Source organism: Mycobacterium sp. NPDC050551, assembly GCF_040674075.1.
In the GTDB taxonomy this organism is placed as follows: Bacteria; Actinomycetota; Actinomycetes; order Mycobacteriales; family Mycobacteriaceae; genus Mycobacterium.
Window position 1 is genome coordinate 1032123 of record NZ_JBFARC010000001.1, and the last position, 15027, is coordinate 1047149.

At 69.7% G+C, this 15027-nt stretch carries 9 protein-coding genes; all 9 read right to left on the minus strand.

All coding sequences use genetic code 11. The features are described 5' to 3' along the window. Positions 1-24 precede the first annotated feature (24 nt). Complete coding sequence (locus AB0K11_RS04970; protein WP_364972856.1) at positions 25-3558, minus strand: DNA-directed RNA polymerase subunit beta; 3534 nt, start codon at positions 3556-3558, stop codon at positions 25-27. Positions 3559-3961: 403 nt separating this feature from the next. Next, positions 3962-5641 carry a hypothetical protein gene (locus AB0K11_RS04975; RefSeq protein ID WP_364972859.1) on the minus strand — a complete coding sequence of 560 codons (1680 nt, stop codon included), beginning with the start codon at positions 5639-5641 and terminating at the stop codon, positions 3962-3964. Between the two features lie 123 nt (positions 5642-5764). Beyond that, on the minus strand, positions 5765-6847 hold the full coding sequence (locus AB0K11_RS04980; protein ID WP_364972862.1) for an ATP-binding cassette domain-containing protein: 1083 nt from the start codon (positions 6845-6847) through the stop codon (positions 5765-5767). 228 nt (positions 6848-7075) lie between these two features. Then, the gene (rplL, locus tag AB0K11_RS04985; RefSeq protein ID WP_264011666.1) at positions 7076-7462 is read right to left on the minus strand and encodes a 50S ribosomal protein L7/L12; all 387 of its coding nucleotides are present in this window, start codon (positions 7460-7462) and stop codon (positions 7076-7078) included. Between the two features lie 44 nt (positions 7463-7506). Continuing rightward, complete coding sequence (rplJ, locus tag AB0K11_RS04990) at positions 7507-8037, minus strand: 50S ribosomal protein L10 (RefSeq protein ID WP_264011667.1); 531 nt, start codon at positions 8035-8037, stop codon at positions 7507-7509. 305 nt (positions 8038-8342) lie between these two features. Next, entirely contained in the window at positions 8343-9209 is an 867-nt protein-coding gene (locus tag AB0K11_RS04995; protein ID WP_364972866.1) for an LLM class F420-dependent oxidoreductase, read from the minus strand. A gap of 77 nt (positions 9210-9286) precedes the next feature. Further along, positions 9287-10228: an ROK family protein gene (locus tag AB0K11_RS05000; RefSeq protein ID WP_364972869.1), complete on the minus strand. Its 942-nt coding sequence runs from the start codon at positions 10226-10228 to the stop codon at positions 9287-9289. Further along, complete coding sequence (locus tag AB0K11_RS05005; protein WP_364972871.1) at positions 10228-10836, minus strand: malonyl CoA-ACP transacylase; 609 nt, start codon at positions 10834-10836, stop codon at positions 10228-10230. The genes AB0K11_RS05000 and AB0K11_RS05005 overlap by 1 nt, the downstream gene beginning before the upstream one ends. Beyond that, positions 10833-15020, minus strand: a complete 4188-nt coding sequence (locus AB0K11_RS05010) for an NEW3 domain-containing protein (protein ID WP_364972874.1) — start codon at positions 15018-15020, stop codon at positions 10833-10835. The genes AB0K11_RS05005 and AB0K11_RS05010 overlap by 4 nt, the downstream gene beginning before the upstream one ends. Positions 15021-15027: the final 7 nt, after the last annotated feature.

Consider the following 15027-nt stretch of genomic DNA (forward strand, 5'->3'; position numbering starts at 1 on the left):
GGGACTAGAAAAAATGACCAGCTGTTAAGCGAGATCCTCGACGGAGGCGGATTCGTTGCGCGACAGGTTGATTCCCAGATTCGCCGCAGCGCGTTCCAGATCCTCGTCGTCGCTGTCGCGCATCTCGATCGCAGTGCCCTCGCTGGAGAGCACCTCGACGTTGAGGCACAGCGACTGCAGTTCCTTGAGAAGCACCTTGAACGACTCCGGAATGCCCGGCTCGGGGATGTTCTCGCCCTTGACGATCGCCTCGTAGACCTTGACCCGGCCGACGGTGTCGTCGGACTTGATGGTCAAGAGCTCCTGCAGCGTGTACGCCGCGCCGTAGGCCTGCATGGCCCAGCACTCCATCTCGCCGAACCGCTGCCCACCGAACTGCGCCTTACCACCCAGCGGCTGCTGGGTGATCATCGAGTACGGACCGGTGGAACGTGCGTGGATCTTGTCGTCCACGAGGTGGTGCAGCTTGAGGATGTACATGTAGCCGACCGTGACCGGATACGGGAACGGCTCGCCGCTGCGGCCGTCGTACAGCACGGCCTTGCCCTGTCCGTCGACCATCACGTCGCCGTCCCGGTTGGGCAGCGTCGAGGCCAGCAGACCCTCGAGCTCGTTCTCGCGGGCACCGTCGAACACCGGGGTGGCGACGATGCTGTCCGCGGGAGCCGAGTGCAGCTCCTCGGGCAACTTGCTCGCCCAGTCCGGCACCGTGCCGCCGGAGCCGTCGGCGACCTGGATGTTCCAGCCCGCCTTGGCGACCCAGCCAAGGTGCGTCTCGAGGATCTGGCCGATGTTCATCCGTCGCGGCACACCGTGCGTGTTCAGGATGATGTCGACCGGCGTGCCGTCCGGGAGGAACGGCATGTCCTCGATCGGCAGGATCTTGCCGATGACGCCCTTGTTGCCGTGGCGTCCGGCGAGCTTGTCGCCGTCGGAGATCTTGCGCTTCTGGGCCACGTAGACGCGGACCAGCTCGTTGACGCCGGCGGGCAGCTCGTCATCGTCCTCGCGCGAGAACACGCGGATACCGATGACCTTGCCGGACTCGCCGTGCGGCACCTTGAGCGACGTGTCGCGGACCTCGCGCGCCTTCTCACCGAAGATCGCGCGGAGCAGCCGCTCCTCCGGGGTCAGCTCGGTCTCGCCCTTCGGCGTGACCTTGCCGACCAGGATGTCGCCGTCACGGACCTCGGCGCCGATGCGGACGATGCCGCGCTCGTCGAGATCGGCCAGCACCTCGTCGGAGACGTTCGGGATGTCCCGGGTGATCTCCTCGGCGCCCAGCTTGGTGTCGCGGGCGTCGATCTCGTGCTCTTCGATGTGAATCGAGGTGAGCACGTCCTCTTCGACCAGACGGTTCGAGAGGATGATCGCGTCCTCGTAGTTGTGGCCCTCCCACGGCATGACGGCGACGAGCAGGTTCTTGCCCAGCGCCATCTCACCGTTCTGGGTGCAGGGACCGTCGGCGACCACCTGGCCGGACTCGACCCGCTGCCCGGCGTCCACGATCGGACGCTGGTTGGCGCACGTGCCGTGGTTGGACCGCGCGAACTTGCGCATCCGGTAGGTCTTGCGGCTGCCGTCGTCCGCCATCACGGTGATGTAGTCGGCCGACACCTCCTCGACCACGCCCGCCTTCTCGCTGACGACCACGTCGCCGGCATCGATGGCGGCACGCAACTCCATACCGGTGCCCACCAGCGGTGCCTCGCTGCGCACCAGCGGAACCGCCTGGCGCTGCATGTTGGCACCCATCAGGGCACGGTTGGCGTCGTCGTGCTCGAGGAACGGGATCATGGCCGTGGCCACCGACACCATCTGGCGCGGCGAGACGTCCATGTAGTCGACCTCGGTCGCCGAGACGAACTCGACCTCGCCGCCCTTACGGCGGACCAGGACGCGCTCCTCGGTGAAGCGGCCGCCGTCGTCGGTCGGCGAGTTGGCCTGCGCCACGACGTGGCGGTCCTCCTCGTCGGCGGTCAGGTAGTCGATCTGGTCGGTGACCACACCGTCGGAGACCTTGCGGTACGGCGTCTCGATGAAGCCGAACGGGTTGACCCGCGCGTACACCGACAGCGAACCGATCAGGCCGATGTTCGGACCCTCAGGAGTCTCGATCGGGCACATCCGGCCGTAGTGGCTGGAGTGCACGTCGCGGACCTCGAGGCCGGCGCGCTCACGGGACAGACCACCCGGGCCCAGCGCCGAGAGGCGGCGCTTGTGGGTCAGACCCGACAGCGGGTTGTTCTGGTCCATGAACTGCGACAGCTGCGACGTTCCGAAGAACTCCTTGATCGCCGCCACGACCGGGCGGATGTTGATCAGGGTCTGCGGCGTGATCGCCTCGACGTCCTGCGTGGTCATCCGCTCGCGGACGACACGCTCCATGCGGGACAGGCCGACCCGGATCTGGTTCTGGATCAGCTCGCCCACGGTGCGCAGCCTGCGGTTGCCGAAGTGGTCGATGTCGTCGACCTCGACGGGCACCTCGACGCCACCGGGCACCGTCATCGTGGTCTGGCCCTCGTGCAGCCGGACCAGGTACTCGATGGTGGCGACGACGTCTTCTTCGGTCAGCGTCGTCGACGACGGCGCACTCGGATTCGCCGTGATCCCGAGCTTCTTGTTGACCTTGTAGCGGCCGACGCGGGCCAGGTCGTAGCGCTTCTCCTTGAAGAACAGGTTCTCCAGCAGGGTCTGCGCGGACTCCTTGGTGGGCGGCTCGCCCGGGCGCAGCTTCCGGTAGATGTCGAGCAGCGCCTCGTCGGTGCCTGCGGTGTTGTCCTTCTCCAGCGTGCTCATCATGATCTCGCTGAAGCCGAACCGCTCGGTGATCTGCTCGTTGGTCCAGCCCAGTGCCTTGAGCAGCACGGTGACGGGCTGACGGCGCTTGCGGTCGATGCGGACGCCGACGGTGTCGCGCTTGTCGACGTCGAACTCCAGCCACGCGCCGCGGCCGGGGATCACCTTGACGCTGTGCAGCGTCTTCTCGGTGGACTTGTCGATGGTGTCGTCGAAGTAGACACCCGGCGAGCGGACCAGCTGGCTCACCACGACACGCTCGGTGCCGTTGATGATGAAGGTGCCCTTCTCCGTCATCATCGGGAAGTCACCCATGAACACCGTCTGGCTCTTGATCTCGCCGGTGTTGTTGTTGATGAACTCGGCCGTGACGAACAGCGGGGCCGCGTACGTCATGTCCTTGTCTTTGCACTCGTCGACCGGCGCCTTGACCTCGTCGAAGCGCGGGTCGGAGAACGACAGCGACATGGAGCCGGAGAAGTCCTCGATCGGTGAGAGTTCGGTCAGCACCTCTTCGAGGCCGCCGGACGGATTGGCGTCGCCACGCGCCTTGGCGGTCTCCCGCCACCGGTCGGACCCGATAAGCCATTCGAAGGAGTCCGTCTGCACGTCGAGCAGCCCCGGAACCTCGAGAGGCTCGCGGAGCTTGGCGAAGGAAATGCGGTTTGGGGCTCCGGGAACGGAGTTATTGGTGATAGCTTCTGCTGACTTGCTCTGGCTAGAGACTGCCAAGATGCATTCCTTCCAGCACCTCATGCGACGCCCGAGAGCCGGTGTGCCGGTTCTGTTGGCCGCGATATCTGCGTTGGTCCGGCTGACTTCAGCCTGTCCGTGCCCCTGAAGGGCACTCTCCGACGCAGGGCACGCGACTAGATCACTGAGCTAAACGGGGCTCAGGCCAGGCGGGTGTCAGGTGCAGGTGAGGTGGGCAGGATGCAGCCAGCGCAACGTCCAACAATAGCGCAGGACGGCGCATTCCTCAACAGGCCCATATCCGTCGCACGCTGGGGCTGGCTGGGCGCTGGCTGGCGTCCTCGACCCGTACAACATGCTGCCCAACACATTGGCCCGTCGGGGCCGTTCCGTCAAGGGTTCACACGCCGTTTCCTGCGACGAATCCGGTGGTGAGCAGCGAACCGGCGGCCGACGACCCGGCGGGTCAGGCCTCGACCGCCGCGCCTGACCCGAGCACGACGACCCTGGCACCGCCGACGGGGCCGGACACCCCGACGACCGGAGCGGGCCCGTAGAGCGTGTTCGCCCATTCGGCGGCGATGACCTGCACCGCCCGCACGTTCTCGGGGCGCGGGACGCCGATCAGCAGCCGTGCGAGCAGGTCGGAACTGCGGCCCTCGGCGTCGATGTGCGATCCGCCGGCGATGCGGACCCCGACGAACTCACCGGGCCGGGCGGCTACCAGGTCCGCGGTACTGGCGCCGAAGTTGTTCCACACTCCGTCGGGCGAGGCGATCTGGAGCACCTGGACGTCGGTGCCCGCCAGGGCGGCCAGTGCGCGGGTCATGTCGTCGCCCGCCGAGACGCCGTCGAACAGGATGACGCCGGCGAGGTTCTCGTCATCTCTGGCGTAGCCCGCCGCCGCGACAGCGAGGCCGCCGCCCGCCGAATGCCCGGCCAGGATGTACTGCTCGGGCAGCGCGCCGACCCAGCCCGCCGCCTGGGCGCTGGCGGTCAGCGCGGTGCGGTCGGCGAACAGGTCGGCGACCGCGTGCTGCATCGGTTCCCCGTTGATCCAGCAGCCGTCACCGGCGAAGAAGTTGGAGGTGATCGTGGGCGTCACCACCACACTGTTGGTCTGCTCGGCGAGCGCGATCGCGAGCGCGGACACCGCCCGGTCGTTGCGGAAGAAGCCGTGCTGCAGATAGATGACGCCACGGGGTGGCTCGGCGCCCGGTTCAGGATTCTCGGGGTCGTGCGGGAAGTACCACGTCGCGTCGACGGTCTGACCGCAGCCGCACGGCATCTCCAGCGTCGAGCGACCCATAGTGACGCTGCTTCCTGCCGGGATGGACGGCGCCGGGATCAGGGCCTGGCCGACGAAGGCGACCAGGTTGAAGAGGAACGTCCCGATCGCCTCGATCGGCGAGATCATCCTGTGCGTCGACGGCGCGGCGGTGACGGCGACGGCCAGCTCGGCGGTCCCGACGGCCGGAGCGTCCTCGACGACCGGCACCTCGTCGACGACAGCCGGCGCCACGGCGTCGTCGATCGTCGACGGCGCGACGAGGGCCGCCGTGATGACCGGTGCGGTGCCGACCGCCGTCTGCGCCTCGAGGGGCGGGGCGACGCCGCGGACCGCACTGATGCGGGTGGGCGGCGGGCCGGCGTCCCCGACCGCCGTGGCACCGGCCGCATCGCGTCGGGTGTGTCCGGTCAGGCCCGCAGGTGTCTGCTCGACGACGGGCTGCTCGTCGGCGGGCTGCTTGTCGGGCTCGTCGGGCGGCGGCGTCGCTTCGTCCGATGGGTCCGGCGACGCCTCCCCATCGACACCCCCGTCGGCCTCGTCGTCACGCGCCGGACGGTCGGCGTCGTCGTCGTCACGCGCCGGACGGTCGGCGTCGTCGTCGCGGGCGGTGCCTGCGGCGGTTTCCGATACCTTCGCCCTAGGGATGCCACGCCGCCGGTCCCGTACGCCGGCTGTCTTCTTTTTCTTGTCCGCGCTGGGTGTCGAATCCGCTTCTGCCTCAGACGACTTCGATGACTCCGAGGACGTCGTCGAGCCGGATCCCGGGTTCGCGGCGGCCACGGCGGTGGTGCCCAGCAGGAGTCCCACGCTCAGCGCTCCGGCGCCCAGCCAGGCCGCGCAGCGATCGAGCCTCATCGGCTCCCCCTCTCCCGGGCGAACGCGGCAACGGTATCCGAGCGCGGGGTCCGGCGACGGGGTTCACACAATGCAATCGCCGCGCGGTCCGACGGACCGCGCGGCGACTGCGTGAAACAGGTTCTAGCGCTCCCGGGCGACCGGGATGGAGGCGGTCGGGGCGTCGTCCTCGTGGCTGCGATGATGGCGCGACGTCGGTTCGTCGCCGAACTCGCTCCGGCCCTGGTTCGTGCCCTCGAGATCCTCGCGGATGGCCTCCTGCGCGGCCTCGGGCAGCGACCCCATGATCTCGCGCACCCGTGCCTGACGCCGGCCGACGGCCTTGCGCTCGGGCATACCCGGAGTCGCGGACACCTGCGGCGGGACGCCGACGATCTCCTCGACACCACCGTCGTGGTGACCGGCATCGACCATGGCCTGCTCCTCGGCCATCGTCGACTCGTCCTTCTCCTCCGACATGCCGATCGGGCCGAGGCGACGACCGTTGAGGAACTGCCGCACCACCGGCTCGTCACTGGTCAGCAGCACCTCACGCGGGCCGAACATGACCAGCTTGCGGCGGAACAGCATGCCGATGTTGTCGGGCACCGTGCGGGCGATGTTGATGTTGTGCGTCACGATCAGGATCGTGCAGTCGATCTGGGCGTTGATGTCGATCAGCAACTGGCTCAGGTAGGCCGTACGCACCGGGTCCAGACCGGAGTCCGGCTCGTCGCACAGGATGATCTGCGGGTCGAGCACCAGCGAGCGGGCCAGCCCGGCGCGCTTGCGCATACCACCGGAGATCTCGCCGGGGAACTTGGTCTCGTCACCGGCCAGACCGACCAGCTCCAGCTTCTCCATGACGATGTTGCGGATCTCGCTCTCCTTCTTCTTCGTGTGCTCACGAAGCGGGAAAGCGGTGTTGTCGTAGAGGCTCATCGAGCCGAAGAGCGCGCCGTCCTGGAACATCACGCCGAACAGCGTGCGGATCTCGTAGAGCTCCTTGGAGGTGCACTCGATGATGTTCGTGCCGTCGACGATGATCCTGCCGCGCTCGGGCCGCAGCAGCCCGATCAGCGACTTCAGGAACACCGACTTACCGGTACCCGACGGGCCGAGCAGCACGCTCACCTCACCGGGCGGGAGGTCGAACGTGACGTCCTCCCAGATTCGCTGGGGCCCGAAGGACTTCGTCAGTCCCTCAACCTGAATGCCAATGCCCACCTGCGATCCTTCCGCCAGACCTAGTCATCGCCACGCGCTCCCCGCCTGTGGCTTGAGTCACTGTAGCGCACGCCGGAGCAGCCTACCGCGTTTGTATCCGCACAGTTACCGGCACCGACAACGCCCTCCCAGCGACATTCGCGGAGTTCGCACCGGCGGGTCGACCGGCCGTGGAAACGACTGCGGGGCCGCCCCGAAAATCGGGACGGCCCCACAGACGAAACGGTCTTACTTGACGGTGACCGAAGCGCCGGCGGCCTCGAGCTTGCCCTTGGCTTCCTCGGCGGCCTCCTTGGTGACCTTCTCGAGCAGCGGCTTGGGAGCGCTGTCGACCAGATCCTTGGCCTCCTTGAGGCCAAGGCCGGACACGATCTCGCGGACGACCTTGATGACGCCGATCTTCTTCTCGCCGGCACCCTCGAGGATGACGTCGAACTCCGACTGCTCCTCGGCGGCCTCGGCCGGCGCGGCAGCGCCACCCGCGGCGGCGACGGCGACCGGGGCGGCCGCGGTGACCTCGAAGGTCTCTTCGAACTGCTTGACGAACTCCGAGAGCTCCAGCAGCGTCATTTCCTTGAACGCGTCGAGCAACTCGTCGGTGGAGAGCTTGGCCATGGTGGTTCCTTCCTGATTTCTTTACTGGCTGGTGGGGTTGGTGGTCAGGCGGCGGACTCTTCGGCCGCTTTCTTCTCTTGTAGTGCTGCGGCGAGCCGGGCGACCTGCGATGCGGGCGCATTGAACAGGCCGGCGGCCTTGGCGAGGTTGCCCTTCATCGCGCCGGCCAGCTTGGCCAGCAGCACCTCGCGCGACTCGAGGTCCGCGATGCGGTTGACCTCGTCGACGGAAAGCGCGCGGCCTTCCATGTAGCCGCCCTTGATGACCAACGCCTTGTGATCCTTGGCGAAGTTCTTGATCGCCTTGGCGGCATCGACCGGTTCGCCCTTGACGAACGCGATCGCCGTCGGCCCGGCGAACAGCTCGTCGAGACCGGCGACACCGGCTTCGCTCGCGGCGCGCTTGACCAGGGTGTTCTTCGCGACGGTGTAGGTGGCGGACTCCCCGAGCGAGCGACGCAGCTCGGCGAGGTGGGCCACCGTGAGGCCGCGGTACTCGGTGACGACGGTGGCCGTCGCCTCCTTGAACTGCTCGGCGATGTCGGCAACCGCCGTGGCCTTCTCAGCCTTGGCCATGCATGCCTCCTTGTGGTGGGTGTCGGGTGTTCACCCGCATACCGCCGGAGGGCCGGAAACGACGAACGCCCCGACGCAGACAGGTCGGGGCGCAGAAAGTACTGGTGCCTCGTCCTCCTGCGTGGGCCGCCGGGGGTCTGATGAACCGCTTGCGCGAGGCCAACAGATCCCTCCGGACCTTCAACCGATTGCTCGGTGACCGACGGTCTTCGGTGGAACGCCGCCAAGAATAGCGCGCCGCCCGCCGATCAGCCAAAACGCCGTCTCCGCTCCCCGGCGAGGGCCCCGGACGAGTGGCGCGTGCCTCAGGCCGGGGCGTGCAGCGTCGCGAACTCGGCCAGCACCGCCAGGTGGTCGTCGACGGTGCGCAGACCGGCGCCCATGGTGTTCACCGACAGATGGCTGGCGCCCGCCTCGGCCCATGCCGCCAACTGCGCGCCGGCCCGGTCGGCGTCGCCGGTCCAGTTGACCCGTCCCTCCATCCCGATCGTCGAGGGGTCGCGGCCTGCCGCGATGGCGGCGTCGACGACGATGCCGCGCGCCTCGTCGAGCCGCGGCCCCGGCGCGACCATCGGGAACCAGCCGTCGGCGATGCGGCCGGCCCGTTCGTAGCCGCGCTCGGACGCCGTTCCGATCCACACCGGGATCGGTTGCTGCACCGGCAGCGGCGCCAGCCCGGCGCCCGTCACCCGGTGGTGTCGGCCGTCGAAGGTGACGCTGCGTTCGGTCCACAGCCGGCGCATCAGCTCGATCTGCTCCTCGGAACGCTTGCCGCGGTTGCCGAAGTCCTCGCCGAGGGCCTCGTACTCGACGGCGTTCCAGCCGATGCCGACGCCGAGCCGGAACTTCCCCTGCGTCAGGAGGTCGACCTCGGCGGCCTGCTTGGCGACGAGCGCGGTCTGTCGCTGCGGAACGATGATCACGCCGGTGACGAGTTCCAGAGCGGGCGCGACGCCGGCCAGGAACCCGAACATCACGAAGGGTTCGTGGAACGTGGTGTCGATGTCGTACGGGCCGTTCCAGTCGGTGTGCACGGCGGGATCGGCGCCGACCACGTGGTCGTACACCAGTAGGTGTCTGTACCCGAGTTCCTCGACCGCCTGCCCGTAGGCGCGCACCGCGCCGACGTCCCCGCCCAGTTCCGTCTGGGGAAACACCACTCCGACACGCATGTGAGCCCTTTCGCCGCCGCCTCTATGACACCCGCGGGCGCGGCACTATTCCGTGCGAGGCCGGGGTGGCAGGCATTTCAGGCGTCCCGCAACAGTGCGGCCGCGCCGACCAGCCCCGCGTCGCCGCCCAGCTGCGCGGGCAGCACGCGGACTGCGCGCAGGAAGTCCAGGCCGGCGTAGTGGGTCAGCGCCTCGCGGACCGGGTCGAAGAGCAGCGGACCAGACTTGGCGACGCCGCCGCCGATGACGACGAGGTCGAGATCGCACACCGCGGCCACCGACGCGATCATCGCCGCGACGGCGGTCGCGCCGCGTCGGAAGGCCCGTTGGGCCACGGGATCGCCCGCGACGACGGCGTCGGCGAGTTCCTTCGCGTCGGCTTCGGCCGGCGCATCCCAGCCGTGTTCGCGGGCCCACCTGGCCATCCGCGGACCGGCGGCGACGGTCTCCACGCAGCCGTGTCCCCCGCACGAGCACAGCGCGCCCTCAGGGTCGACGACCACGTGTCCGACGTGCCCGGCGTTGCCGCTGCGACCGTCGTAGGGCGCCCCGTCCAGTACGAGCCCGCCGCCCACCCCGGTCGACACCACCATGCCGAGCAGGAATTGTGCGCCCTGGCCCGCGCCGCGCCACCGTTCCCCCATCGCCATGCAGAGGCCGTCCCCTCCGAGACGCACCGGGGCGCCGGTGACGGCGGCGACCCGCTCGACGATCGGAAAGCGTTGCCACAGAGTGATGTTGATGGGGCTGACGGTGCCGGCAGGCAGGTCGATGGGACCGGCCGAGGCGACGCCCACGCCGCGGACACCGCCGCCCGCCGCGGCGAGTGCGCCGTCGATCAGTTCGTCCACCACGTTCCAGATCGCCTCGGCGTCGGTGCGTGGCGTCGGCAGCTTCGCCTGGTGCACCAGCGTCCCCTCGTCGTCGACCAGGCCCGCGGCGATTTTCGTGCCGCCGATGTCGAGCGCCATCGTGAGCCGGCGGGCAGGAGCGACGCGACCGGGGGATGTCGAAGCCATCAGTGGCGGTGGGTGTTGTCGGGTTGGCGGGGATCACCGGGGTGCTCGTATCCCGGTGCGAGCCGGACGAGTTCGGCGCGCCGGGCGTCGAGCCAGTGCCGGAACGCCCTGCGCCGGGCGGCGGCCAGCAGATGGGCCTCGATCGCCGGCCTGACCGCGGACAGCGCCGGCGCCGCCGCGGGACGGGAACGCCAGCCGGGCCCGCCTGCGGAGTCCGCGAAGCGCATCGGGTTGCGCGCGTGGTACTCAGCCACCTCCGCGGGCGAGACGACGATTGCGGCGGTGACGTCGGCGAACACCGCCCGCGCCAGCGGGTCGGCAAGCACGGCCGCGGCCACGCTACCGATGTCGAGGCGAGCCGCGTTGTCCGGCAACACATCCGCCTCACCGGGGGCACGGTCTGCGGTCAGCCCGCGCGCCTGCGCCTCGGCCGCCACCACCCGCTCGGTCACCAGCAGCTGGGTGAGCCAGCGGCGCAGCTGGCGGCCTTCACTCGTGCCGGGCCTCGGCAGGGCCGACGCGGGCGTGCGGCCGCGCAGCAGAGATTCGCGCTCGTCGATCTCCTCGGTGCGCACGGTGCTGCCACCGACGGTCGCGGCGACGCTCATCGGACCACCACCTTCACCGCGGGTGTGTAGAGCAGCCGGCCTGCACCCGCGACGCGGATCAGTGCCCACCACTCGCCCGGGTCGACCCAGACCGGAGGTTGCACGTCGAAGGACAGCTCCGCCGAGCCCGACGCCGGCACGTCGGCGCCCAGCGCGGCGGGCCCCATCCACTCCCACGTCCCCCACGGACTGATCAGGTGCGCCTCGACGGACAGCCCGGCGAGCGCATTCGACGCCACGGTCGCCGACAACGTCGCCGACTCCCCCGCGACGATGTCGACCGGCGAGGGTTCGACGACCAGCCGCAGCAGACCGGTGTCCGAGGCCGGGCCGATTTCGATGATGCAGACGTCTTCGACTGTCTGGCGCCATGATTCGGGGATGTGACCGACGTCCGCACCGGTGACGGCCAGCTCGGCGCGCACCGGGTACAGACCGGGCCCGGCATCGGTGGGCACACGCACGACGACGTCGGCGGCCAGGTGCTCGCCCGGCGGGAGCACGAACGGCAGCTCGGCGGGTTCGGCCGTCCAGCCGGTGGGCATGACGAGCCGGACGTGGCCGTGCAGAGCTGCGTCGGTGCAGTCGCTGGCGGCGGTGAGCCGTAGCCGCACCGCGGCGCCCGGTTCGCCGGTGGCGCGGTCGGGGTGCAGGTGGGCGACGGCGGGCAGCCCGCCGAGCGGGGCGGGCCCGCGGTTGTGCAACCAGTACCTGGCGAACAGCGGCTGGGCGGCCTCGGCTTCCGACACCAGCGCCGTCGGCTCGCCGTCCAGCACCCGCGGCAGGTTGAGCCGCGTCGAGACCGTCGCGATCTCGAATCCGTGCAGCCGCAGCCGGTCGCTGTCGGTCGACGGGCCGAGGGGCTCTTCGAGCAGGTCGACGCGGGCGGGGTCCGACACCGTGCGCAGCCCGGAGTGCAACACCACATCTGCGGTGCCGCCGCGTGTTTCGACGAGCCGGAGCACCACACCCGTCGACGGGTCGGCCGGCCGCACGCTGCCTGCGGCAAGCGGGTTGCCCGCCGCCTTGACCGCCCCGAGCGTCACCGAGGCTGCGGGTTCGACCGTCAGCAGCGACCCCCAAGGCGGCAGTCCGCCGTCGGGCTCGCCGTGACCGGCGACGGCGAGCAGCGGGTGCGAGAACGCGGCGCTGCGCGCGGGTATGCCGGCATCACGCCAGTCGCCGGGTCCGGATACAAAGGCGTAGTCGAATGTGTGCGTCCAGTGCTGCAGTTGGAAGTTCGAGCCGTCGGGCGCGGTGCGCCGCGGCGGGTCGATCCAGGTGCCCGACGGCCAGCCGGTGCACGACCGCATCAGTGAGGTGTGCAGGGTGCCGTCGGGGTCGACGGCGAAGCCGGGAACACCGCGATTGAGCACCGCCACGGTGTGCGACTCGAAGGGCGCCGCGGTGACGGCGGCCTGTTGGTCGACGGTGATCTCGGCGTCGAACAGGTCGTCGACCAGTGCGGCGACGGCGCCCGGGCCTGCGACGACCAGCACCGGTAGCGCCTGCACGGCGCGCAGGTCGGCGCCGGGCACCCAGGCGGTCGTCAGCGGTTCGGCGGCGGGCACCCACACGCGCGCCGCGCCCGTCGCCCGCAGCTGTCGCTCGAACTCCTCGCTGTAGGAGGGGTCGGCGGCGTTGAGAACCGTTGCAGTGAAGGCATTGTCGTCCGGGCCACCGAGTGCGATCCGGGTGTCGGGCAGATTCGAGTCGACGGCGAGGTCGCCGTAGCGGGGTTTGTCGGCGCTGCTGCAGGTCGCGGTCACACCGGCGCGGGCGAGCGCGACGATCAGGTCGCGGGCGGTCCGGCCGCTGACGGACTCGGCCGGGGTGACCACTTCTGCGACCCCGACCGGGCACACCTGTGCACCGATCCGCACCCTTACCGCCGACGACAGGCCGAACCAGCCGTATGCCGGGTTGTCCAGCGTCCACGGATGCTGTGCGGAGTCGACGGCGGTGTCGGCACCGCGGTCGTGCATCAGTCCGAAGCCGCGCCCGATCACCGCGTCGGCCACCTCGCTGACCGGCAGCGCTCCGGGCACCGGGCACGGCCAGCGCAACCGCAGCAGCTTGTCGGCACCGGTGAACTCGTCGATCGTCGTGCGGCAGTCCAGCCGGTCGACACCGCGCCACAGGGTCAGCGTCTGGGTGTAGCGGAGAATACCGGCCACGTTGCCGCGCACCACGATCCGCTCACCCAGGGCGCTGCGCAGCGCTGTCACCTCGGCGGCCGCCGCCGACGACCCGGCCACCGCTCCACTGGGCAGCAGATGCCACGGTCCCTCACCCGACTTCGGATGCGCGGGATACTCGTCGTAGACGGCGAGTTCGTTGCCGACCGCGCCCGCCGCGATCAGTTCCCGCCCCGATTCCGCCTCGACGAGGGAGTTCACCCCTCCGCCGCGCGCGGGGTCGACCCGCAACCGGTAGTGCTCGTTGCTGATGATGTTGCCCAGCAGCCGTTCCCACGCCGCGGTGTGTGCCGCATCCGCCAGCCGGTAGGACCGCCATCCCAGTGACGGCATGTCCCGGGCGAGCCAGCTGACGGTGTGGCCGCCGTCCTCGACGAGTGCCTGCACGTCGGCGCCGTCGGTGTCCAGCACGCGCACACCCGCACCGACCGGCTCCGCAAGTCGCACCGTGACCACGTCATCCCGGTTGTGGGTCAACGTGTTCCACACCACGACCGACCGGCCGTCCGGTCCGGTGTGGTCGCTCACGGCTCGCGAGAGCAGCATCAGCGCGTTGTCACGCACAGTGGTACCGAGTTGCCACGCATCGCGCCAGCCCGTCAGCAGGTCGAGGTAGACCTGGTCGGATTCCGAGCCGGTGATGGCGTCGTGGTGGGCGCCGTACGCCAGCTGCACCCAGGCCTTGGCCAGCGCCGCCTCGGGATAGGTGGCGCCGCCCACCAGGCCGGCGAACACCGCGAAGCGTTCGGCGTCGAGCACGGCGTCCTCGGCGGCGCGGTTGGCCTGCTTCGTGTCGATGTACGACACGTCCTTGCCGGTGTAGATCGGATTCATGTCGCGGGTCTGCGGCGACGGTTCGACCCCGCGATCGCTCAGTTCGGCACGGACGGCGGCGAAGAACTCGCTGGGCAGGGCGCAGACGAACCGCGGCCAGCAGTAGCGGGCCGCCCAGTCGCGGTGGATCTGGGTGACCCACTTGTTGGGTGGGGTGTAGTCGGTGCCGACGGGCAGTAACACGTTGCGGGTCAACGCGACCCGTTTCAGCTTCGTGAACAGGTCGAGGGTGGCGGCCTCCGCCTCGGCCAGCGACGGAGCGGAGTCCATCCACCAGCCCGCCGCGTAGTGGGCCGGCATGTAGTGCGTGAGGAGTCCCCGCCCGGACGGCGCGATCCATTCGAACTCACTGCTGAACTGCATGCGTTCGGGATCGCCGTCGTCGGCCATCGGACCCCACTGGTGGTGCGGGCCGCGCGCCCAGGAACTCGACGTCAGGCCGGCGTCGGCGGCCATGCCGGGGAACTGCGGGTCATGGCCGAACGCGTCGAGCTGCCATGCGGTCGCGGGGCCGGCACCGACCACATCGCGCTGGAAACCGTTACCGCACACGAAGTTACGGATTGTCGTCTCGGCGCTGGTGAGATTGGTGTTCGGCTCGTTGTACGTGCCGCCCATCACCTCGACGCGGCCGTCGGCGATCATGGCGCGAAGGTCGGCGCGGTCCTCGGGGTGGGTGTCCCAGTACGGCTTGAGGTAGTCGACCTCCGCGAGCACGAACTTGTACTCCGGTTCACGACGCGCCACCTCCAGGTGGGCGGCCACCAGATCGAAACTGTGCGTCTGCCTGCATCGCCCCGGCGGGTCCTCGGTCCACTGACTGGTGTAGGCGGCCTGGGTGTTCCACCACACCGGGTCGTAGTGGAAGTGGCTGATCATGTACATCGTCCAGCCGGGTTCGGCGACGGTGAAGACGAATTCGGTGTCCCCCGCCTTCGCGGCACGCTGCTCGCCGGGCACCGGATCCTCGACCGCGACCGGTACCTCGGCGGTGCCGTCGGTGGACGCGACGTGCACCTCGCCGGCCAACCGGTCGCCCTCGACGGCGATCAGTCCGGCGCCGCCGCCGGTGTAGCTCACACGGACGATCTGCAGCGGCGCGCCGGGCGGCCCGACGAACAGCTCCGTCGACTCCGCGGAGGTGACGTGCACCACCGCA